Consider the following 22,026-nt stretch of genomic DNA (forward strand, 5'->3'; position numbering starts at 1 on the left):
ATCACGCGCGGCGCCGCAAAGTTCGTCGGGAACACGCCGCGCGTATTGACGATCTGCGACAGGATCTTGTTCGACTGGTTGGTCACGTTATTGACGAAGGCGGTGAGCTGCGCCTTCTTGTTCGCGGTCCAGTAGCTGATGCGCGTATTGCCGTTCCAGTAGGCCGGGGTCTCCTGGATCGGGTCGTTCTGCACCGTGGCGTTGTGGTAGATGTGGCCGCGGTAAGACCAGTCGGTGCCGAGCACGACCTGCCCGCCTGCCGCCACCGGGATGGTGTAGGACGCATCCAGGCGCAGCGAGGTGCGCGGCGTGCGGTAGAACTCGTTGCCGCTGGCATCGAGCGCCACCCCGCCGATGCGGTAGGTGAAGTCGGTATAGCGCGAGCTCAGCAGGCCCAGGCTGCCGGCGAGGCGCAGGCGGTCTGTCGGCAAGGCTTCCAGTTCCAGCTCGAAGCCCTTGATGTTGCCGTCGGAACTGCCCGCCGTGCTGGTGATTGTGGTACCGGGCACGATCTGCTGGATGTTCAGCTGCAGGTCCTTGATGTCGTAGTAGAACACGGATGCATTGGCCGTCAGGCGTCCGCCCAGCCAGGTCGATTTTGCGCCCAGCTCATAGTCGCGGATGGTTTCCGGGTTGGTGCGGATGATCGCATTGTTGACGATGGCCTGGTTGAAGCCACCCGAGCGGAATCCGGTTGCCACCCGCGCGTAACCGAGCAGGTCTTTGTTGAAGCGGTATTCCGGGGTGATGTCCCAAGTGGCGCGCGACCAGCTGGCGCTGCTGTTGATGCGCGTGGCCGGGACGACCGCCGTGCCTGCAGTGCCGCCAGGCAGCCACCATGCGGTCGGCGTGACGAAGCGTACCGCGGTGCCGGCCGCATTGTCGTTGGCGGTCAGCGCAGTCTCTTCGATCCCCTTTGACTCCCAGGTCTGGCGCAGGCCCAGCGTGACGGCGGCCTTGTCGTTCACCGAGACGCGGGTATTGCCGTAGATCGCCTTGCTGATCGATTTCTGGTCCCACGAAGCTTCAGTGTACTGCTCGTTATTGTTGAAGCGCGCCGTCTGGTTGAAGGCCGAGGCGTCCTGGTTGTAGTAGTAGGCACCGACGATCCAGCTGACTTGCTGGTTCTTGGGCGACGCGAGGCGAAGCTCCTGCGTGACCTGGCGCGACGAATCCTTGCCGCGCGTGCTGTTCTGGTCCAGTGTGGTCCCGGCCGGTACGCCGACCGCAGCGTAGTTGCGCCCCTGCGAGGTATCGAGCGCGGTGATGGACGTCAGCGTATTGGCGCCGAGCTGGTACGTCAGGCGCACCGTCGCGCCGCTGGTGTCGAGCTTGTGGTAGCCGTCGCCTGCCCAGAAGTCGCTGCGCGTGTTCGGTTCCGCGCCATAGGGCGGGATATAGCTGCCGCCGCCCTGCGTGATGGCGCCGTTCGCGTTGGGCGTCGTCACGCCGCCGCTGGCGGTGGCGCCGACCAGGTAGCCCGGCAGGTTGCCGCCCTCGCGCTGCCGCAGGCGCACGCTGAACAGCGCCTCGAGGTCCGGGCTCGGGTTGGCGAGCAGCTGCAGGCGCGTCGCGAAGTCCTGCAGTTGCGGGCCATCCTGGCCGGTGACGATGTTGCGCGCCCAGCCGTCGCTCTTTTCATAGAAGAACGAGGCGCGGCCGAGCAGCGCCTCTTCCTGCAGCGCGCCGCCAAATGCGCCTTCCGCGCGGCGGCTGCCGTAGTTGCCCACGCCGACGCGCGCATAGCCTTCCTTGTCGTATGTCGGCTTCTTCGAGACGAAGTGGATCGCGCCGCCGGTGTTGTTCTTGCCCCAGAGCGTGCCTTGCGGCCCGCGCAGCACTTCCACCCGGTCGAGGTCGAAGATCGGGAAGTTCTGGTTGCCCTGCAGGCCGACCACTACCTCGTCCACGTAGACGCCGATCGGTCCTTCATTGTTTGCATTCGGATCGTTGGTGCCGATGCCGCGCAGGAACCAGCGGGGCTTGGCGCTGCGCCCGCCGGTCGCCTGGCCCGTCAGCCCGGGCGCAAGGCGCTCGATGTCGTTCGAACTGACGATGTTCTTGTCGAGGATGGCGTCGCCGGTGACCGCCGAGATCGGCAGCGGCACATCCTTGATCTTTTCTTCGCGCTTCTGCGACGTCACAACGACGCTGCCGAGGACCGCGCCCTGCTCTTCCGCATTCTGGTCGGCGCCGAATGCGCCGCCTGCGATAAACAGCGGCGCCAGCGCCGCGGCCATCTTCTTCCTGTTGCGATCCGGTGCTGCTGCTTTTTGCTTTTTATTGGATGTCGACATCCCTGCTCCCTTGCCTTTGCTGTGAAAACGAATGGGATGTCTTGTGCATGATCCATGCCACAGCTTGCCGTGCATGAAGCGCGTGCAGGGCTTCGCGCACTGCGCATTAGCAAACAGGGGTGTGCGGAAAACAGCAGGCGCTGTTGCTTAGACGAACGCGTCAAGCCGCTGCGGGCGCTGCATGGCTGGCCCGGAGATTGCAGAGAAGGGATTCGCACCCCAACACACACTGAAAGGAGCTTCACATGGCTGATCCGCTGACCGATGTCGACCTGGTTTCCTACGTAGAGGAAGCGAAGTCCGACGCCATCCACGCCTACAACTTCCTGCGCGAGACCGGCACGCTTTCCGCGACCTGGACCTTCCACATTTCGCACCGCATCCCGGGACATGACAAGCTGCTGTCGATCCGCTTCCCGTGGCCGTGGGAACGCAATCGCGAACCATCCATCGGCATCGACACCTTCTCCGAGCGCAAGGAATCGATCCTGAATGAAAGCCGCCTCGACGCGGATACCGTGATCCACGCGCACACTCCCTACCTGTCCGCCTGGTCGCTGGCGCACAAGGACTTCCCGATCCGCTACGTCGCCGCACAGCGCCACCTGCTGGCGCGCACCATCCCCAACCACCTGGAGCGCACGCGCAGCGTCCTCGACGTCATCCGCGAACGCCTCGACACGCACCCCGAACTGGCCCCGCCGCCCGCGCTGCTGGAGTCGAACGGCGGCGCCAACTTCTGGGGCAAGGGCATCGTGAAGACGTCGGAACTGATCCTGCTGATCGAGGAAGCGGCCCGCTTCCAGGCCATCGCCGAACAGATCGGCGGCGCGCAGGAATACACGCCGGGCGCGCTGGAGCTGCAATGGAAGCGCACCGGCCTGCTCGAGAAAGCCAAGGCTTTCGCGGGCTGATCGAATTCAGTTATCTCCTTTATTGAGCGTTTTCCGGGCCTCTGGCCCGGTTTTTTTATCCGAGCCCATCATGAGCAACCGTCCACGCAAACTCGTCCTCAACGCCTTCTTCATGCGCTTCGGCCACCATCCCGCCGGCTGGCGCCACCCCAGCTCGACAGGCAGCGGCCGCCCCGACCTCGATTACTGGATCAATGCCGCCCGCCTGGCGGAAGCAGCGAAGTTCGACACCTTCTTCCTCGCCGACTTCATCGGCCGTTCCGGCGACAACCTGCAGCAAAGCAGCCGCCAGGGCGTCAGCTACCAGTTCGAGCCGTTTACGCTGTTGTCCGCCATCGCCGGCGCGACGAAGCACATCGGCCTGGTCGCCACCGTCAATACCAACTACGAGCATCCGTACCACGTCGCGCGCAAATTCACCTCGCTCGACCACATAAGCGGCGGCCGTGCCGGATGGAATATCGTGTCGTCGTTCTCGGGACACACTGCGAAGAATTTCGGCATCGCGGAACCACGCGGCCACGCGGAGCGATATGAACGTGCGGAAGAATTCGTCGAGCTGGCCAAGGCGCTATGGAACAGCTGGGACGACGATGCCTTCGACCATGTCGACCGCGCATCGGGTCAGTTCTATTCGCCCGACAGCGCGCATCCACTGCATTTCAAGGGCAAGCACTTCGGCTCCGAAGGGCTGCTTGACCTACCGCGCCCGATCCAGGGCTATCCGGTGCTGGTCCAGGCTGGCAACTCCGACACCGGCCGCGAGTTCGCCGCGCGCGTCGCCGAAATGACATACTGCTCGGCACAGTCGCTCGCAGCCGCGCAAACCTTCTATCGCGATGTCAAGGACCGCATGGCGAAATACGGTCGCGCCGAAGACCAGCTGAAGATCACCCCGGGACTGTCAGTAGTGGTCGCCGGATCGGACCAGGAAGCGCAGGACCGCTTCGGCGAGCTGCAGGAGCTGGTCGACTTTACCAACGTCAACCTCGTCGGCCACGACCTCTCCGGCTACCCGCTCGACGGCCCTTTGCCCGACCTGCCGGAAACCGAGAACGGCAAGGGCCGCTTCCGCCAGCTGGTCGAACTCGCGCAGCGCGAAAACCTGACCATCCGCCAACTGGTGCTGCGTTTCAGCGTCTCGCGCGGCCACCTGCAGGCAATCGGTTCCGTGAAGACGGTAGCGGATCTGGTGGAGAAATGGTTCGTCGAACGCGGCGCGGACGGGTTCAATGTCGTGCCGCCCTACCTGCCGGGCGGCTTCGAGGACTTCACGCGCCTGGTGGTGCCGGAACTGCAGCGGCGCGGGATCTTCCGGAAGGAGTATGAGGGGCGGACGTACCGGGAGAACCTGGGGCTGGATACGCCGGTAAATCCGTTGACGGGGGCGGAGGGCAGGAAGGCGGCTTGATGATTGACTCGTAGGGTGCGCCCCGCGCACCCTACGTACATTACCCTCTATCGGTTGACCACCTTGCCCGGCACGAGCGCCACCAGTACGGCGGCGACGAGCAGTACGGACGAGGTAAACATCAGGCCCGCGCTCTGCTTCCCGGTAAGGTCATTCAGCCAGTCGATGATGGACGGCGAGAAGAAGCCGGCAAAGTTGGCGATGCAATTGATCGTCTTGATGGCTGGCCGCTTGTTAACCGAGTTCTATTCCTGCGGTTTAACCGCGACCCTCCATACGACATTACCGACATCGTCCGCCACCAAGAGCGCACCATCCCTTGCGACCACGACGCCGACTGGCCTGCCATAGGCATCGCCTTCGGCGCTCAGGAAGCCGGTCAGGAAGTCTTTCGGCAGGCCGTTCGGTTTGCCGCCGGCAAAAGGCACGAACACGACCTTGTAGCCGCTTTGCGGCTTGCGGTTCCATGAGCCGTGCATGCCGATGAAGGCGCCGGACGCATACTCGGCGGGGAACTGCCTGCCGTTGTAGAAAGCCATGCCGAGCGGTGCCGTGTGTGAGCCTAGCGCGTAGTCCGGCACGACGGCTTTTGCTACGAGGTCGGGCCGCTGTTCGTTCACCCTCGCATCGACATGCGGGCCGTAATAGCTGTACGGCCAGCCGTAGAAGCCCCCCTCCTTCACGGAAGTCAGGTAATCGGGCACGAGGTCGTTGCCGAGTTCATCGCGCTCATTCACCACGGTCCAGAGCTGGCCGCTTTGCGGCTGCCAGCCCATGCCGTTGGGATTGCGGATGCCTGAAGCGTACACACGCGACTTGCCGGTCGACAGATCCACCTGCACGATGCATGCGCGGTGTTCCTCCTGGTCCAGTCCGTTCTCGCCGACATTGCTGTTCGAACCCACGGTGGCGTATAGGAACTTGCCGTCCGGGCTGGCAATGATGTTCTTCGTCCAGTGATGGTTGAGCGTGCCTGCCGGCAGGTCAGCGACCTTGGCGCCCGCTGCGCTGATTTCAACCTGGTCCTCCTTGTAGGGGAAGCGCCGGACGGCGTCTGTATCGGCGACATAGAAGTCGTTGCCGACTAGCGCCATGCCGAACGGCGAATTCAGTCCGGTCATGAACACCTTCTTCATTGCCGCTGAGCCGTCCGCGTTCAGGCCCCGCAAGAGCGTAATGCGGTTGGCGCTCGGGCGTGTTCCGGAGCCGGCCTTTTTCATGACTTCCTTCATCACGAAGCCCTTGACTGTTGATGTTCACGTAAAAGTGACCCACGATTTTCATCGAATTTTGACCCACCCTTTTTATGCGTAGACGGCTACGCTGCTGTGGATAAGTCTTCGGTCGCTAGTCCTGTTTCTCCCTTCTTCGAGCCCTTTCTGGGGGATGTCTTCCGCGTCGATTCACTGTGCCTGAAGCGCCAGGAATCATTGCCGGTCTCAATAATATGGCAGTGATGCGTGAGTCGGTCCAGCAATGCTGTCGTCATCTTCGCGTCCCCGAACACCGCAGGCCACTCGCCGAAGCTCAGGTTGGTCGTAATCGCTACGCTGGTTCGTTCGTACAGCTTTGAGAGCAGGTGGAACAGTAGTGCACCACCAACCTGGCTGAACGGCAGGTACCCCAGTTCGTCGAGGATGACCAGATCGACGTACATCAGCCGGTGTGCGATCTGGCCTTGCTTACCGGCCGCCTTCTCTAGTTCCAGCGCATTGACCAGTTCAACAGTGGAGAAGAACCTGACGCGCTTGCCGTGCCGGTTGATGGCTTCGATCCCAAGCGCCGTGGCTAGATGCGTCTTGCCGGTACCCGGTCCGCCAATGAACACCAGGTTGTGTGCGGCGTCCAGGAACGACATGGTGTGGAGCTGCCGAATCAGCGCTTCATCGACCTTCGCCTCGGCGAAGTTAAAGCCATTCAAATCACGATGTGCGGGGAAGCGGGCAGCCGTCATCTGGTAGGCAATCGAGCGAACCTCGCGCTCGGCCGTCTCTGACTTGAGCAGCTGGACCATGAACCGCTCCGGATCGAAGTCCGCTATGCGGGCCTGGGCTACCAGCTCCGACCAGGTCTGTGCCATGCCGTGCAGCTTCAGGCTCTTCAATTGGTTGACGATCTCATGCGACATGCTGAACCTCCGTATCCAGCGAACGCAACCGCTCGTAGCGGGAGACATTGGCTTGTGGCTCTTCCTTCAGTGTCAGCGCTGTCGTAATCGATGCAGTCGCCGGTGCCTGTTTGATGCGGCCAAGCACGTTGAGAACGTGTTCACCGCTGGGTCGTCCCGATTCCAGCGCGTTCCTGACTGCATCCAGTACGGCTTCGAGCCCGTGATCCGGGATGGCCGAGAGGACTTGCGCCATGACGCGGTCACCCCCAGGATGTTTCAGGAGATGGCGCTGCAGGTGCAATAGCGGCTCGGGCATGGTCTGGAATGGCGCTCCATTACGTAATGCACCGGGCTTCTGGGCAATCAGCGGGATGTAGTGCTGCCAGTTGTAGCGGGTGATATAGCGGTCGAACACGCGCTCGTGCCGCGCAATCTCTTCGTTATCAGCGACGACCACCAGTTCGGTTGGATAGACATGCAGGCTGACTACGCGGTGTGCATAGGGTGTCGGGACGCTGTAACGGTTCTTCTGGAAGTGGATCAGGCTTGTTGACGACACCCGTACCGGCTGCTCGACGTAACCGTCGAATGGCTTGGGGACCGGCATCAATTGCAACCGTTCGTCCTGCAGAACCTCGGCCACCTTCATCTCCGGCCAGTCGGGATGCGCCATGTCTTCCCAGCTTTGCCGGCAGTTCTCGGCCAGCCAGTCATTCAGTTGTCCCAGACTGTTCCAGCGGATGTCGGCTGCTGCCACCCAGATCTGCCTGCGCCGGTCCTGGACGTTCTTCTCGACGATTCCCTTTTCCCAGCCAGCCGCCCGGTTGCAGAACTCCGGCTCGAACAGATAGTGCCCGCACATGGCCTCGAAGCGGGCATTGACGTTGCGCTCCTTGCCCTTGCCGACCTTGTCCACGGCGGTCTTCATGTTGTCGTAGATGCCCCGCCGCGGGATCCCGCCGAAGGCGGCAAACGAGCGGGTATGGGCATCGAACAGCATCTCGTGGCTTTGCGACGGATACGCCACCAGCCAGAAGGCACGGGATGACGCCAGCTTGCAGTGCGCTACCTCCAGACGCCGGCGCAAGCCGCCAATCCAGGCGTACTCGCAGCTCCAGTCGAACTGAAATGCCTCGCCATGGGCGAAGGCAAGCGGCACGAACGCTTTGCGGCTCGGTGCCTGAGCCAGTTCCTGCTGCAGCCGGCGAACCAGCGCGCAGACACGGCCGTATCCACCGCTGTAACCCTGCGCCTGGATCGCCTGGAACATGACACGGGCCGTACGTCGATCCCGCTTGGCGCGGTGGCTGTCGGTTTGAATCCAGGTCCGGACCTGCTCAGCATAGGCGTCAACGACGCTCTTGCCCTCGCGTTCCGGATACCTTGGTTCGGTCATGGCTGGCTCGCGCAGCCACTTGCGGATCGTATTGCGCGACAGATTCGTGCGCCGTTCGATCTCTCGTATGGAGAGCTTCTCGCGGAAATGCATCCGCCTGATCTTGGCAAACATGCCCACTGTGATCACTCCTCGTCCTCCTGCCCATTTATTGAGCAGGCGATTGAATCACGTGGGTCAAATTTGGATGAAAACTACTGCGGAAAGTGGGTCAATTTTCAGTGAACGTCAACATCCATTTAAACCCTATAGCATTTTTCTGTTCTTCGGTTTGCTGCTCCGCGAGCATTTGCGAGGGACATACCACCTCCGGGATTTGTTGAATAACTGAGCCAAACAGACCTTTTACCTCGCGCAGACTCCACTCAACGATTGGTTGGCCGTTCTTCGGTGCTTTGCCGATGTGAACCGGCATGACGTACATTGTGTCATCGGTCGTACAAAGATTTCTCCAAAGCACCGCGCTGCCGCCTTTCTTCGTCCTAGAAAGTAATGCCATATCGGGGAATTTTGTAATCGTCAATTCGTGTGTAGTCTTCATATTTGCTTCGAAAAAATTGAGGTATTCGGAACAGGGGACAGAAGGACATGACGCTATCGCAGGACGACTAGCGGACGCTCAATCCGTAGCGGAAAGCGATGGTCAATCCATATGTGGCCGAGGAAGGCAGCCACGCCGAACAAGCGGTAGGCGTGGTCGCGGTCGTGGCCAAGTCGCCTTCCCACCATCGGAAGTACTCGGTCAAGATTTCCCTTTGCCTTTGACTTAAGTAGTGATTCAGCCAGTTCAGCTGCATCGTGCATGCAAGCTGACACGTCAGTCCACTTGAACCATTGCTTTAGGAGCAGATAGTTTGAGTATTCAGTATCCGAGATGGTGAACTCGTCTAGCACCTCGTGCGTGCATCCCCACTTCGACAAGGAGTCGGCCTCACGCTCATGCCGCGCTTTTGATTTCTCATGATTAATCTGTTCTCGTGGTTTGCCCGAAACGCCGTGATAAAGCAAATATGGGATACCAGGGATGGACAACGTCAACATGAAATCGATGGTCATCACCTTGTTATTAGGGAACGGTTTGCTGGCCAAGAAATACTTCTCATACTCCTCGCGATTCCATGACGGGTACTGTGTTCTGCACTCAAGCACAAATGGCGACATGTCAAAGAATGCACGTAATCTTGCCTCCAACATTGAATGGCAGGCCTGCGTCCGGCTGCCCTTCAAGCTGTACCAGTTCCCGGAAATACCTGTCTTTCCTTCACGCGCCTTCTTCCAGCACTCGAAATTCATGCCAGTCTTCATGCCTCTAGGGTCTCGGTCAGGTAGATGAATCGGCCAGGGCAGAATGGGCCGCCCCACAAGTTCTCGTATCCGGATTGAAGGGCGAGCTGTTTGGCTATCTGTTGGTGTTGACTCAATATCCGCAGCCTGGGAATGTATATCGGCGGCCCTCGCGCGCGAGTAGGGGAGTGCAGAGCAGTCGCCAATTAGTGGCCATGCCTTTTTAGCCATTTGCCTATTCTCCTCTTGAGGTTGTGAAGTTCCTCTGCATTGAGGCGTTCGATGTCGTCTTGATTTGCCTGGAATGGCGACTCTCGGGCAGACTCTTGCGTTCTTTGTGCAAGCAGTTCAATGTGGCGAACGCGCCATTCATGCCAGCTTTCCACGCAATCACTTAGTGCTTCCCGCGCCAATGGAAGGCTCTGGAGTTTGGCCGGGTTGCTTTCTCCCGGGCTGCCGTGAAGCAGGCGTCGTTTGCTAATGCGGCCAACGAACCGACTGTCAAGCAACTCTTCGTGTCGCTGATAAATATGCTTTGCCAGCGATTCGTCTCGGACTTTCGTCTGCACCGGAGAGAGCGAATTGATGATGGATTTTCGGCAAGTGCGCGGAAGCACCTTGTCAAGCCAAGCCTCGTCGTACCTCAATAAAAATAGGTAGGCTGTGCGGCCCGCCCCATTCCTGAGGTCGCCTCGCTTTAGCTTAGGAGTCGCCCGAATGAGCTCGCGAAGAACGGCTCTTCGGGCATTTCGTTCACGATTGAGCTCTTGTTTCGACACTCGGTCCCAGTAGGCATAGCGGTAGTCCGGCTTACGTGGTCTCTTCCCCGCTTTCTTAAATGAGGGGCGAGGAGTAGTAGCATCCGGCTGCGAGAATCGTGCTTGGGCTTCTGCCACGAAATTCTCCAGAGAGCCAAATAAGGAGTTAATCAAGATAATGTTGGAAAACGGGTTCGTGGGGAGTGCCTTTCCGGCGGCCGCAAAGGTGAGAATTGTCGTTCGATGAGTCTTAATGTTGTAGCTTTGCAGAAGCTGTCGGCCATTCATCTCCTCAATAAGATTTCCAATCTCTAACGGGCTTTTCATTTTTCCCGCAATGCACAGCCTGTTAACCGCTTCAGCAATTAGCGTGAGGACTTTTTCGCTGTTTATCCACTCGGGAATTGCGCCCGACAGAAGCTGGTGAACAGCCACCGAGACCAAGCCTTCTTTCTTACGGTGAGCAGCACTTCGAAGCGGTCGTATCTTTTTCAGCTTTTCACCGCAAAGGCATTTCAGCGTAGGAATCCAAACCCGGGCAGATTGACGAAATCCGGCTTCGCACGTCTGGCAGTAAGTGAACAGTGGCTCTAAGTGATACGGGCATAGAGCGAGTCCCGGTACCAAATGTCCTGTCCTCCAGTACGTAAAGCCGTACCGACTAGTGTCTTGTTCAATGCAGGCCATGCAGATACCCTGGCGCCATCGTCCGTGCACGCCCATATGAGAATATCCCGCAATTCCTGCAATACCTCTGACTGGATTTCCTTTGAAATGCGAAGTAACTTGTTCAAGCGCGTGTTCATGAAGGAAAGGCCGGTGCATCCGAAATCCAGTGTGGCAGGTAATGAGCTCGTCAACAGACGGGACAGATGGATGAAAGAGGGCTGATATTTGCGCTAGTCCAGTTGGGAAGGCCCAAGGAAATTTATTTCTGTTCCAGCCAAGCTGGCGCAAAGGGGAGCTGACTCCAGGCTCAGCGGAAAAGTGTCCGGCTCGTCGAACATATGCGGAAATCGACTCGTGCTCCATAATCCTTGGCTTTATCAAAAGCGAACCGGGTGAAAGAACGGGTGTTGCCATTCTGATTCCAAACGTTTATTAATCACATGCATATTCCCAACGCTGTCCAGGTGCGACAGCGAAGTGACACGTAGTCCCGCCCTTCGGGCAACCCTCCATTTCGGCAAAGCTTCCAAGTCGTTCGATTCGTTGAAAGCCCACCTCAGCCGTCTCTGGACGAACGACTTTTGGGTCTCGCCGAGTGGAGTTGATGCGTGAACTCCTGTTCTAGAAAGGACATCGGTCAAGGCAAACTCGGACAAGCCCGTCAGTTCTTGAAGGCGATACTTGCTCTTGCGAATTGGCGCCTTGTCTTGGCATTCACAATTGACGCTTGCCTCAGAAAGAGCATTGCTTGCAATTCTGAGCAGTGATTCGGACCGAAGGGGTGAAGACGGGGTTCTTGAGGTTTGTCGCCTGGGGGAATTTTGGATGAGCCAATCTCGGTCGTGCCGGTACAAGAACGTCCAGTTACTCAACTGGCGACGTCGCAGTTCGGTTACGGTAAGGCTTTGATTCTGCTCCAACGCATTGCGCCAAGCCTCCCTAGCTGCGTCAAGCTTTGACCGGACGACGTGCTTACGGTACGGCGAGTAGCAGCGTGGATTCGCAAGTGCCACTCGATACACGGTAGAGAGGGATACGTTACACGATTGGGAGACGCGCGACGGAGACTGTCCGCATTGAAGACATGCCTCGATGTTCTGCCTTAGAGTCTCGTTCAGGCGTTTTGGTCGCAATCTAACAGCTATCCCGTAACGCCTTGCATAAGAGGCTAAGAAGCTGGTGTCAACACCGAGCCGTACTGCGGCTTTTCGTATAGAGCCTTCTGACTTAATCGCGTCAGCAACCTCTTTTAGACCCAAGTTCTGCGACTTCCTTGCCTGTTCTGGTGCTCGTCTCTTCGATGCTTGGTGGTTCTCAACTTCTTCAGTGAGCCATCTGAAGAGCAAGCACCACACCGGATGAAGCGACCTGTCTTTGCGCGCTAGCGCACGTAGCGCGGCGATAACGTACCGGTCGCTCGAGACGAGGCAGCGAAGTCGCTCATCATCAAACGCTTTGTCAAACTTTTTATGAAATTCGCTGGTGAACTTCGCTAGCCATATTCGCTTGAATTCAATATGCCACCCTGCAGCACTTAACTGTGACAAGAGTCGGCCTCGGTGGTAAGGGGACTCGTTCCATGACGTTTCTATGCAGGCGGCGGTTCGAGTGGAAAATTCTTTAAGATATTTGCGTGAACCCTGTTGAGTGCTTCTGCAGTGACTTTCGAAAAGCCGGGAATACCCTTTCTCAGGGGTGAGGACGGTGTGATGCCAGGGGCAGACATGTACGAATGGAGCTGCGTGCTGCCGGAATGCATAGAGATAACCACGGTTTTGCAGGTTGTCTTCATCGCATTCGGCACAGTGCAGATGCTCCTGCTCTCCGGGAGTAAAAAGTAAGGCAAGTCTGGAAGGACGAATGGGGCCTCGATTTCCAAAAATGAGGCGCCGGCGGAATTCATCCACACGCTCCGGTGTCAGGCCGCAAGCAAAATAATCAAAAAGAGTGTGACCGCGAAGTATTTGTTCTTCATTACCGTAAGCATATCCAAATGCTTCGCATAGTTTTTGAATCGAACCAGGTATGGTGTCGAGCAATGGCGAGTGACGACTTAACAAGCGTATCCGGCCCTGTCTAAGCGATGCACCGTGGTCAAAACTACCGACGCGGTCAAGAAAACTGTTAACCGTTTCGTTCCAGGGAAATGGAGGTTTCATCAGGACAGTAGAAGCCATGCTTACTCCGCGTGCGTAAGAATGGAAGAAACTGGGCTCTTTCGACGAGATAATCTTCGTTCGAAGTCTCGACTTGGCGTTTCGTTGAAAGCTTCGTAGGGAAGGTAGTCGCCGTGCGCCCACAGGTCCTCAAGCGGGACTGCCCTGTTTGTCTGAAAGAGTTCGAGCACTTTCACGGTTTCCTCGTACATCCGCAGGCGCATGCAAACTATGTCACTGGCGTCTGTTTCCTTTAACGCTTCTCCTGCCAATAGTTGGGGGTGGTCCAGCAACGCGTGGTGAAGTCCTGAAAAGCCTTGGGACATGATTCCCATATCCCCTCTACTAAATTTCCACATGAGCGATGGGATGTAGCCAGGCATGGGAATGCAAGGCTCGGCAAGGCCGAGGTTCCAAAAGAACTTACAGTACGAAGCCCAGAGCGGCCCCGGAGGTAGCAGGTCCAGAAACTCGGCGTGAGCACTGGCAGTATTTGCCCCAGCGCCCCCACTTCTCGCTATGGCTTGCAGCACAGGGTACGTACACGTTATGAGAGTAGGAATGCCAGAGTTCCGTTGGAGTGTCGAAATGAAACCAAGTATGTCTCGGAATTCTCCTCGTAATGAACGAATGCATCCCCCATCAAGTACGAACAGTCCCAAGTTGAGCAAAAGTGCGGCTGAAATGGCAGCGTTTGTGCCGTTGGAGCCCATGAAGTTGGAGAAGTGGTAGTCCGTTGCGACAGAGGGACCAATTTCGCTAATCAAGACTTGGCGAAAATTTGCGAGCAGACCGGCCAGTGTCCCGCATTCGGGCCATTTCACGACGACCATTGGAATGAAGGTCATTTGTGCTGGCGCATCCCCGCCCCAGTTGACCAAAACTGGTTCTTGCCCAATCAGTGCACGAAGGCGCTGAACTAATGCTGTTTTTCCGACGCCGGATGGACCTGCGAGGATGAAGCCGGCACCTTGCAGGCTCCTGAGGAATTGAGGCATTGCTATCGGACGGCCGCCGCGTAATACCTGGCCTTGCTGATAAAGAAACTGCCAATACCGCCGGTCCTCAGGATTTCGTAGGAGCAAGGACGCCCGAACGCTCGCGAGCACCTTTTGAGTAAATCGCGCGGCAGCTAAAGGCGGGTTGTACGCATATTGCAGATATGCCAAGGCCGCGATTTTGTCTTCTACAGATTTTCCTTCGAGGTCCTCAAGTTTCGGAACCCCGCGGCGGCGCAGCAGCTCTTTTGCCCGGGTTTCGGAAGGAACCTTCCTGATGCACGACGTGAGGAGGTTCTCTGAGAGCGGGGAGGGGAACCCCTCAACCACGTCTTTAGGTGGATAAAATAAGGCACCATGTGCGGACTCGGCAGAATTACCTGGATTGCGTCCGACGACGAGATTGGTTTCAGTGCCGAGCAGAGATTCGTCTACGAGAACAGGGGAATGACTCATGCCCGGCTCTCCGCGATGTCAAAACGACAAAGTTCTGGGAGCTCACCAACCCGCAAAATTGCGCGCTGGAGGGGGTAGGACGAAGGTTCATGTGGTGAAGTTGTACGCATTTGCATGATAGGTGCGAGTTAATCCACGCCGCAACCTTGCCGAGGCATGGGCGGCAGTTGACGCCCGGTGCTTCTCATGCAACACTATGATTTCTAGTTCGGAGTGTCGCGAGGCGCACCGGGAAAAGAGGCAGGGCGCCAACCCTGCCTTTTTTCGTTTACGGATACTTACTAGTTAAATCGTTTTCATATTTGTCCTTCGGAACGCCGAATCTAAAAATTGACCACGCCAATTTTAGAAGGCGAATTTAGCATGAGCTAACTTGTTGTTTATAAAGGGAAAATTGTTGCATTGCTTACCCGCGATTCTATTCGACGCTGAGCAATGTTTGCAAGAAAGATTCGCATAAACACGTTTTCCCCGTTGCACTTCACCCGGGTGGTCCACATCGCCTTACGCTTCATTCTTCTCAACCTTTCCTTAAGTTGTCCTAGCCTTGTACCGTGGGGCTATGTACTATCATTAGCGTTCATAATTCAGACGTTAATGCCGTTATCATAAAAGTTATCGCCCTTAGCGTGAATTGCGTAACCTCAACCCTTAATCGAGATAGAAATGGATTGGCAGATTGAAGCCAAACGCCTCTTGCGTGCTGAAATGGTTCGCATGGGGGTATCGGTAAATGATTTGGCAGAGGCTCTCGCATCAGTCGGAATGGATGAGTCTCCAAAATCTCTTGCCGTAAAAATCTCTCGAGGCAAGTTTCAGCTTGCCTTCTTTCTCCAGTGCATGTCTGCACTCGGCGTGGAATCTGTCACGGTCACGCTGCCTAAAAGCAAGCCCACCAGCTTCATGTAATCCCTCTAAACGGACGCCCTGCACGCACGGAAGGATTCACGCGAGTGTCCGTTTTATTCCCGCTGCAGCTTCCAATGTTCGGCACTTGAATAAAGTTACCCGCTACACGTCATGGTGATGCGAGTAAGACCAATCCAGCATTCATGGAGTGAAGATGGCGAGGAGACAATATCTCGACATTCAAGCGCTTGCAGAGCTGTTGAGAAAAAGCGAGCGGACCATTCGGCGCGACTTGCGGCGACACCGGCTACGAGTTCCGCCCCCAATGTATATCCCTGGGGCGAGTCTTCTTCGGTGGCGAATGGTCGACATCGAGCGGTGGCGGCAAGAGCAACAGGACCTAAGTCGGGACATCTAGATGTTCTCCCGACCGCGCGCCGGTCCATCCAGAGAGAAAGATTTAACGGCGCCGCAAGGGGCAAAAGCCGTGTGAAAGGTGGGGGTGCACAGGGCTCTCTAAGCGAAAGCTCTGTGCTGCACGTTAAATAGTGCTTCGTTCCTTATTTCATGCGGCATTGTGGAGAACAATACCCCCTTCGAGAAGCACTTCTGGCCGGCACCGCGAAGCGCTTCTATTAACAAAGCGCAGCTTTTCTCGTTAACGCATCTCGTTACTCCACTGTGACCGACTTCGCCAGGTTGCGCGGCTTGTCGACATCCGTGCCGCGCGCCAGCGCGGTGTGATACGCCAGCAGCTGCAGCGGCACCACGTGCAGGATCGGCGACAGGTGGCCGTAGTGCTCCGGCATGCGGATCACGTGCACGCCTTCGCTCGGCATGATGCGCGAGTCGGCATCGGCGAACACATACAGCTGGCCGCCGCGGGCGCGCACTTCCTGCATGTTCGACTTCAGCTTCTCGATCAGCGTGTCGTTCGGTGCCACCGTCACCACCGGCATCTCGTTCGTCACCAGCGCCAGCGGGCCGTGCTTGAGTTCGCCCGCCGGGTAGGCTTCGGCGTGGATGTACGAGATTTCCTTCAGCTTCAGCGCGCCTTCCAGCGCGATCGGGTAGTGCAGGCCGCGGCCGAGGAAGAGGGCGTTTTCCTTGCGCGCGAATTCTTCCGCCCAGGCGATGATCTGCGGCTCCAGCGCCAGCACCGCGCCGATCGACAGCGGCAGGTGGCGCAGCGCCTTCAGGTGCGCCGATTCCTGCTCGTCGGTCAGGCGGCCGCGCGCCTGCGCCAGCGTCAGCGTCAGCAGGAAGAGCGCGACCAGCTGCGTGGTGAAGGCCTTGGTCGAGGCCACACCGACTTCCACGCCGGCGCGGGTGATGTAGGACAGCATGCATTCGCGCACCATCGCGCTGGTGGCGACGTTGCAGATGGTCAGCGAGTTCACCATGTCCTGCGCGCGTGCGTGCTTGAGCGCGGCCAGAGTGTCGGCGGTTTCGCCGCTCTGCGAGATCGTCACGACCAGTGCGTTCGGGTTCGGCACGCTGTCGCGGTAGCGGTATTCGCTGGCGATCTCGACGTTGACCGGTAGCTTGGCGATCGATTCGATCCAGTATTTCGCGGTCAGGCCGGCGTAGTAGCTGGTGCCGCAGGCGAGGATCAGCACCGAGTCGACCTTCTTGAACACGCCGTAGGCCTTGTCGCCGAACAGTTCCGGCATGATGCCCTTCACGCCTTCCAGCGTGTCGCCGATGGCGCGCGGCTGTTCGAAGATTTCCTTCTGCATGAAGTGGCGGTACGGACCGAGTTCGGCGGCGCCGGTGTGCGCGTGCACCGTGCGCACTTCGCGCTCGGCCGGCTTGCCGTTGACGTCGGTGATCCAGTAGCGCTGCAGCTGCAGGTCCACCACATCACCTTCTTCCAGGAAGATGATCTGGTCGGTTGTGCCGGCCAGTGCCATCGCATCCGAGGCGAGGAAGTTCTCGCCCTTGCCCACGCCCACGATCAGCGGCGAGCCCTGGCGCGCGCCGACCACGCGGTGCGGTTCGTCGCGCGAGAACACGGCGATCGCGTAGGCGCCGTGCAGGCGCTTGACGGCCTGCTGCACGGTCTCGAACAGGTCGCCGGTGTACATGTGGTCGATCAGGTGGGCGATGACTTCGGTGTCGGTCTGGCTTTCGAAGACGTAGCCGGCGCTGCTCAGTTCGGCGCGCAGTTCGTCGTGGTTTTCGATGATGCCGTTATGGACGAGCGCAATGCGCTCGCGGGAGAAGTGCGGGTGGGCGTTGTGCGATGCCGGTGCGCCGTGGGTCGCCCAGCGGGTGTGCGCAATGCCGGTGAAGCCTGTCAGCCCCGACTTGTCGACTTGCGCTTCGAGGTCGGCCACGCGCGAGGTGCTGCGCGAACGCTGCAGGCTGCCATCCACGTGCAGCGCGACGCCGCAGGAGTCGTAGCCGCGATACTCAAGGCGCTTCAGGCCTTCCAGCAGGATGGGGGTGATATTGCGCTGCGCGACCGCGCCGACGATTCCACACATGAAGGCTCCCTAGGTTCGAGTTGAGGACGGTTGTATCGTAGAAGATTGGGTGTGAAAGAAGTTTACGAAATTTAAGAGGAAATGAAATTAAAAATCGATAAGGTGTATTCGTGAAATATAATTTCACGGAAATGGAATTTTCGAGGAATTTATGAAATGAACGCTTCCGCCATCGAACTGGATGACCTTGACCGCCGCATCCTGAATGCCTTGCAGGACGATGCGTCGCGGACAAACAACGAGCTGGCTGCGCTCGTCCACGCGTCGGCACCGACTTGCCTGCGCCGCGTGAAGCGTTTGGAGGACGCCGGCATCATCCAGCGCCAGGTGGCGATCGTGGCGCCGGAAAAAGTCGGGGCATCCCTGACGGCGGTCGTGGAAATCACGCTCGACCATCAGGGCGCGGAAAAAATGCAGGAATTCGAGGGATTGGTGGCCGGCGAGGCGGCAGTGCTGCAGTGCTACCGGGTGTCGCCCGGTCCGGATTTCGTGCTGATCGTGCAGGTGGCCGACATGCCGGCCTACCACGCGCTGGCGCACCGGCTGTTTGCCTCGCACGCCAATGTACGCAACGTGCGAAGCTTCTTTTCGATTCACCGCAGCAAGTTCGAGACGCGGATCGCGCTCTGAGGTGTGATTACTTCTTGATCTTGACCGGGCGCTTCCAGTTGTCGATCGTCAGCTGCTTGGCGCGCGACACGGTCAGCTTGCCTTCCGGCGCGTCGCGCGTCAGCGTCGTGCCGGCGCCGAGAGTGGCGCCCTTGCCGACGCGGACCGGCGCCACGAGCTGGGTGTCGCTGCCGATGAAGGCATCGTCCTCGATCACCGTGCGGAACTTGTTCGCGCCGTCGTAGTTGCAGGTGATGGTGCCGGCGCCGATGTTCACGCGCGAGCCGACATCCGCGTCGCCGACATAGGCCAGGTGGTTGGCCTTGCTGTGGGCGGCGACCTTGCTGTTTTTCACTTCCACGAAATTGCCGATGTGGACATCCTCGCCCAGTTCGGTGCCCGGGCGCAGGCGCGCATACGGTCCGATCGCCGACTCAGCGCCGACCACCGCATCCTCGATATGGCAGAAGGGCTTGATGTCCGCGCCCTTGCCGATGCGCGCATTGCGGATCACGCAATGCGCGCCGATGCTGACGCCGTCTTCCAGTTCCACCTTGCCTTCGAACACCGCATTGACGTCGATGCTGACATCGCGGCCGCAGACCAGCGAACCGCGCACGTCGATACGCGCAGGATCGGCCAGCGTCACGCCCTGTTCGAGCAGCGCGTTGGCGATGTTGCGCTGGTGGATACGTTCCAGTTCGGCCAGCTGCACCTTGCTGTTCACGCCCAGCGTTTCCCATACGGCGGACGGCTGGGCCGATACCACAGGCACGCCATCGGCCACCGCACGGGCGACGATGTCGGTCAGGTAATACTCTTTCTGCGCGTTGTCGTTCGACAGCGTGGCCAGCCATTTCTTCAGCTGTGGCGTCGGGGCGACCATGATGCCGGTATTCACTTCGCGGATGGCGCGCTGCTGCTCACTGGCGTCCTTCTGTTCCACGATGCCGACGATCTGTCCGCCTTCGCGCAGGATGCGGCCGTACCCGGTCGGGTCATCAAGCGCGATAGTGAGGATCGCCAACTTATCCCGTCCGGCGCTGTCCAACAATTGCTGCAGCGAATCCCTTGTTGTCAGCGGCACATCACCATACAGGACCAGCGTCGGCACGTCGTCGGACAGATGGGGCACCGCCTGCATGACCGCGTGCCCGGTGCCCAATTGCGGCTCCTGCTTGGCGAAGGTGAGGTCGTCGGCCTTGCAGGATTCCGGCACGGCGTCGCCGCCATGGCCGTAGATCACGCAAAGGCGTTGCGGGGAAAGGGCGCGCGCCGTATCGATGACATGCGACAGCAGCGGCTTGCCTGCGAGCGGGTGCAGCACCTTCGGCAATGCGGATTGCATGCGCTTTCCCATGCCGGCAGCAAGAATGACAATATTCATGGATGATAGGTGTAAAGTTTGCAAAAGTTTAGCATGCAACCCCAACGCGCTTTGATTGCCCGTGCCACCCTGGTCCTGCTGGCTCTCCTGCTGGCCGGGTGCAGCGCCTTGCGCATCGGCTACGCCAACGGCGATACCTTTGTTTACTGGTGGCTGGACGGCTATGTCGATTTCACGAACGAGCAAAAGCCCTGGGTCAAGGCGCACATCGACCGCCTCTTCGACTGGCACCGCAAGACGCAGTTGCGGGATTACGCACAACTCTTCGGGCAGGTGCAGCAGCGCCTGCAGCGCGGGTCGATGCGGCCGGAGGACATTCGCGAGGATTTCGATGCAATTCGCAAGCGTGCCTCAGCCGTCCTCGAAAAATCGGTGCCCGAACTCACCGACCTCGCGCTCGCCATCGAACCCGGACAGATTGCCCACCTGGAGCGCAAGTTCGCGTCCAACAACGACAAGTATCGTAAGGAGTATTTACGCGGCTCCGTTGACGACCGTCAACGGCTGCGGTTCAAGAATGTCATGAAACAGGCCGAATACTGGTTCGGCAATTTCAGCGACGAGCAGGAAGCCATCATCCGCAAGGCGTCGGATGCACGCCCGCTGGACAACGACATCTGGATGGCCGAGCGCCTGCGGCGACAGCAGGACATGCTGCAGATGCTGCGCAAGATCCACGCGGAAAAGCCGTCACGCGAAGTGGTAGGCAAGATGATCCGCGACTTCATCGCGCATGGTTTCGAGAACTTTACCTACGCCGAACACAAGGCCTTCTTCGACGGTTCAGCGGAAGGCATGGCGCAGATGATCGCTACGATCGTCAACGTGGCAACCCCCGAGCAGAAGGCACATGCGGTCAAGCGCCTGCAGAAACTGATCGAGGATTGCCACGAACTCGCGGCGAAGACCTAGTCGTCGAGACCGGAGAACCTGACGACGTTATTCGACGGCGGCGCGCACGGCTCTTCGTCGAACGCGATATCGCCGTCTTCCACCGCTTCCCCGGTCACCTTCAGGTCGACAAAGTTGAACATCTTGCTGTCCATCAGGTGCGAAGGCGCGACGGTCGACAGCGCCGAGAAGATATTCTCCACGCGTCCCGGATGCTTCTTTTCCCAATCGCGCAGCATCGCCTTGATCTGCTTGCGCTGCAGGTTTTCCTGGCTACCGCACAGGTTGCACGGAATGATCGGGAACTGGCGCACCTCCGCGAAGCGTTCCATGTCCGCTTCCTTCACATAGGCCAGAGGACGAATCACGATGTGCTTGCCGTCGTCCGACTGCAGCTTCGGCGGCATGCCCTTCAGCTTGGCGCCGAAGAACATGTTGAGGAAGAAGGTCTCGAGGATGTCGTCGCGATGGTGGCCGAGCGCGATCTTGGTCGCGCCCAGTTCGTCGGCCACGCGGTACAGGATGCCGCGGCGCAGGCGCGAGCACAGCGAGCAGGTCGTCTTGCCCTCGGGGATGACGCGCTTGACGATGCTGTAGGTGTCCTGGTTCTCGATATGGAAAGGGATGCCGATGCTGGTCAGGTACTCGGGCAGCACATGCTCCGGAAAGCCCGGTTGCTTCTGGTCGAGGTTGACCGCGACGATGTCGAAATGGATAGGCGCGCGTTCGCGCAGCGTCAGCAGGATGTCGAGCAGGCCATAGCTATCCTTCCCGCCCGACAGGCACACCATCACCTTGTCGCCATCCTCGATCATGTTGAAATCGCCGATCGCCTGGCCGACCTGGCGGCACAGCCGCTTGTGCAGCTTGTTGTTTTCGTAGGCGATCTTTTCCGCCTTCTTCGTGCTGACCGTTTGTTCGTTCTGCAAGACTTCGTTCATGGTGCTTCCTGTGTTCACTGCTTGATGTGGATGACTTCCACGCCCACCGAGTCGCAATCCGGATAGACGTCCGGCTTCTCGGTAGACACGCGCACCGCGCGCACTTTCGGATGCGACAGCATCGAACGCGCCACGTCATCGCACAAGGTTTCCTGCAGGTGGATGTGGCCCTGCGCCATGCGCCTGGCGATGGTGTCGCGCATGAAGTCGTAATCCACCACTTCAACCAGGTGGTCTTCCTTTGGCGTCGATTCCGACAGCGGGATGAAGAGATCGACATTGACCAGCACGCGCTGTTCGCCCTTCTTCTCGAATTCGTGGACGCCGATATTGATCATCACCTCATAGTTGCGGAGGAACAGGCGCCGGCAATCGGCAAGGGCAGGGTGCGAGAGGGAAGAAAGCATGATT

Annotated in this window: 18 protein-coding genes and 1 pseudogene; 6 read left to right on the forward strand and 13 right to left on the reverse strand. The window is 58.8% G+C overall.

Annotated elements, in window-relative coordinates; all coding sequences use genetic code 11:
- On the reverse strand, positions 1 to 2,297 hold a 2,297-nt coding region (locus tag AYR66_RS11710), incomplete at its 3' end, for a TonB-dependent receptor (RefSeq protein WP_206047149.1).
- A 245-nt stretch (positions 2,298 to 2,542) separates the two neighbouring features.
- On the opposite strand from AYR66_RS11710, the gene AYR66_RS11715 reads away from it, so the two are divergent.
- Together AYR66_RS11715 and AYR66_RS11720 are read left to right on the forward strand one after the other, a co-directional pair.
- Entirely contained in the window at positions 2,543 to 3,211 is a 669-nt protein-coding gene (locus tag AYR66_RS11715; protein ID WP_088707628.1) for a class II aldolase/adducin family protein, read from the forward strand.
- A 70-nt stretch (positions 3,212 to 3,281) separates the two neighbouring features.
- Positions 3,282 to 4,622: an LLM class flavin-dependent oxidoreductase gene (locus tag AYR66_RS11720; RefSeq protein ID WP_170942124.1), complete on the forward strand. Its 1,341-nt coding sequence runs from the start codon at positions 3,282 to 3,284 to the stop codon at positions 4,620 to 4,622.
- 245 nt (positions 4,623 to 4,867) lie between these two features.
- Here the strand turns inward: AYR66_RS11720 and AYR66_RS11725 are convergent.
- From AYR66_RS11725 to AYR66_RS11760, 8 genes and pseudogenes are all read right to left on the reverse strand, one after another.
- Positions 4,868 to 5,869 (reverse strand): annotated as a pseudogene (locus AYR66_RS11725) (PQQ-dependent sugar dehydrogenase); the annotation flags it as partial.
- Positions 5,870 to 5,940: 71 nt separating this feature from the next.
- Complete coding sequence (gene istB / locus AYR66_RS11730; RefSeq protein ID WP_088707203.1) at positions 5,941 to 6,750, reverse strand: IS21-like element helper ATPase IstB; 810 nt, start codon at positions 6,748 to 6,750, stop codon at positions 5,941 to 5,943.
- On the reverse strand, positions 6,740 to 8,242 hold the full coding sequence (gene istA / locus AYR66_RS11735) for an IS21 family transposase (protein WP_420093097.1): 1,503 nt from the start codon (positions 8,240 to 8,242) through the stop codon (positions 6,740 to 6,742). Before istA ends, istB begins: the two co-directional genes overlap by 11 nt.
- A gap of 97 nt (positions 8,243 to 8,339) precedes the next feature.
- Positions 8,340 to 8,669, reverse strand: a complete 330-nt coding sequence (locus AYR66_RS28335; protein ID WP_141104063.1) for a hypothetical protein — start codon at positions 8,667 to 8,669, stop codon at positions 8,340 to 8,342.
- A 53-nt stretch (positions 8,670 to 8,722) separates the two neighbouring features.
- Entirely contained in the window at positions 8,723 to 9,421 is a 699-nt protein-coding gene (locus tag AYR66_RS11745; protein ID WP_088707631.1) for a PDDEXK family nuclease, read from the reverse strand.
- Between the two features lie 197 nt (positions 9,422 to 9,618).
- Positions 9,619 to 11,253 carry a hypothetical protein gene (locus AYR66_RS28340; protein ID WP_141104064.1) on the reverse strand — a complete coding sequence of 545 codons (1,635 nt, stop codon included), beginning with the start codon at positions 11,251 to 11,253 and terminating at the stop codon, positions 9,619 to 9,621.
- Positions 11,217 to 13,016: a TnsD family Tn7-like transposition protein gene (locus AYR66_RS11755; RefSeq protein WP_088707633.1), complete on the reverse strand. Its 1,800-nt coding sequence runs from the start codon at positions 13,014 to 13,016 to the stop codon at positions 11,217 to 11,219. The genes AYR66_RS28340 and AYR66_RS11755 overlap by 37 nt, the downstream gene beginning before the upstream one ends.
- Positions 13,017 to 13,018: 2 nt before the next feature.
- Positions 13,019 to 14,449 (reverse strand): hypothetical protein, encoded by a 1,431-nt coding sequence (locus tag AYR66_RS11760; RefSeq protein ID WP_088707634.1) that lies wholly within the window; start codon positions 14,447 to 14,449, stop codon positions 13,019 to 13,021.
- 666 nt (positions 14,450 to 15,115) lie between these two features.
- Here AYR66_RS11760 and AYR66_RS11765 point away from each other — a divergent pair.
- Entirely contained in the window at positions 15,116 to 15,358 is a 243-nt protein-coding gene (locus tag AYR66_RS11765; RefSeq protein ID WP_088707635.1) for a DUF6471 domain-containing protein, read from the forward strand.
- Positions 15,359 to 15,512: 154 nt separating this feature from the next.
- Positions 15,513 to 15,716 (forward strand): DeoR family transcriptional regulator, encoded by a 204-nt coding sequence (locus tag AYR66_RS11770; protein WP_088707636.1) that lies wholly within the window; start codon positions 15,513 to 15,515, stop codon positions 15,714 to 15,716.
- A 253-nt stretch (positions 15,717 to 15,969) separates the two neighbouring features.
- On the opposite strand, the gene glmS is transcribed toward AYR66_RS11770, so the two are convergent.
- Positions 15,970 to 17,787: a glutamine--fructose-6-phosphate transaminase (isomerizing) gene (gene glmS / locus AYR66_RS11775; RefSeq protein WP_088707637.1), complete on the reverse strand. Its 1,818-nt coding sequence runs from the start codon at positions 17,785 to 17,787 to the stop codon at positions 15,970 to 15,972.
- Between the two features lie 156 nt (positions 17,788 to 17,943).
- Between glmS and AYR66_RS11780 the strand changes: the two genes are divergently transcribed.
- Positions 17,944 to 18,417: an Lrp/AsnC family transcriptional regulator gene (locus tag AYR66_RS11780; protein WP_088707638.1), complete on the forward strand. Its 474-nt coding sequence runs from the start codon at positions 17,944 to 17,946 to the stop codon at positions 18,415 to 18,417.
- 7 nt (positions 18,418 to 18,424) lie between these two features.
- On the opposite strand, the gene glmU is transcribed toward AYR66_RS11780, so the two are convergent.
- Positions 18,425 to 19,783 carry a bifunctional UDP-N-acetylglucosamine diphosphorylase/glucosamine-1-phosphate N-acetyltransferase GlmU gene (gene glmU, locus AYR66_RS11785; RefSeq protein WP_088707639.1) on the reverse strand — a complete coding sequence of 453 codons (1,359 nt, stop codon included), beginning with the start codon at positions 19,781 to 19,783 and terminating at the stop codon, positions 18,425 to 18,427.
- 33 nt (positions 19,784 to 19,816) lie between these two features.
- Between glmU and AYR66_RS11790 the strand changes: the two genes are divergently transcribed.
- The gene (locus AYR66_RS11790) at positions 19,817 to 20,695 is read left to right on the forward strand and encodes a DUF6279 family lipoprotein (protein WP_088707640.1); all 879 of its coding nucleotides are present in this window, start codon (positions 19,817 to 19,819) and stop codon (positions 20,693 to 20,695) included.
- On the opposite strand, the gene ttcA is transcribed toward AYR66_RS11790, so the two are convergent.
- Positions 20,692 to 21,615: a tRNA 2-thiocytidine(32) synthetase TtcA gene (ttcA, locus tag AYR66_RS11795; RefSeq protein WP_088707641.1), complete on the reverse strand. Its 924-nt coding sequence runs from the start codon at positions 21,613 to 21,615 to the stop codon at positions 20,692 to 20,694. The genes AYR66_RS11790 and ttcA overlap by 4 nt on opposite strands.
- 14 nt (positions 21,616 to 21,629) lie before the next feature.
- Complete coding sequence (locus tag AYR66_RS11800; RefSeq protein WP_088707642.1) at positions 21,630 to 22,022, reverse strand: dihydroneopterin aldolase; 393 nt, start codon at positions 22,020 to 22,022, stop codon at positions 21,630 to 21,632.
- Between the last annotated feature and the right edge of the window lie 4 nt (positions 22,023 to 22,026).

This window comes from Noviherbaspirillum denitrificans, from assembly GCF_002211445.1.
Lineage (GTDB): Bacteria > Pseudomonadota > Gammaproteobacteria > Burkholderiales > Burkholderiaceae_D > Noviherbaspirillum > Noviherbaspirillum denitrificans.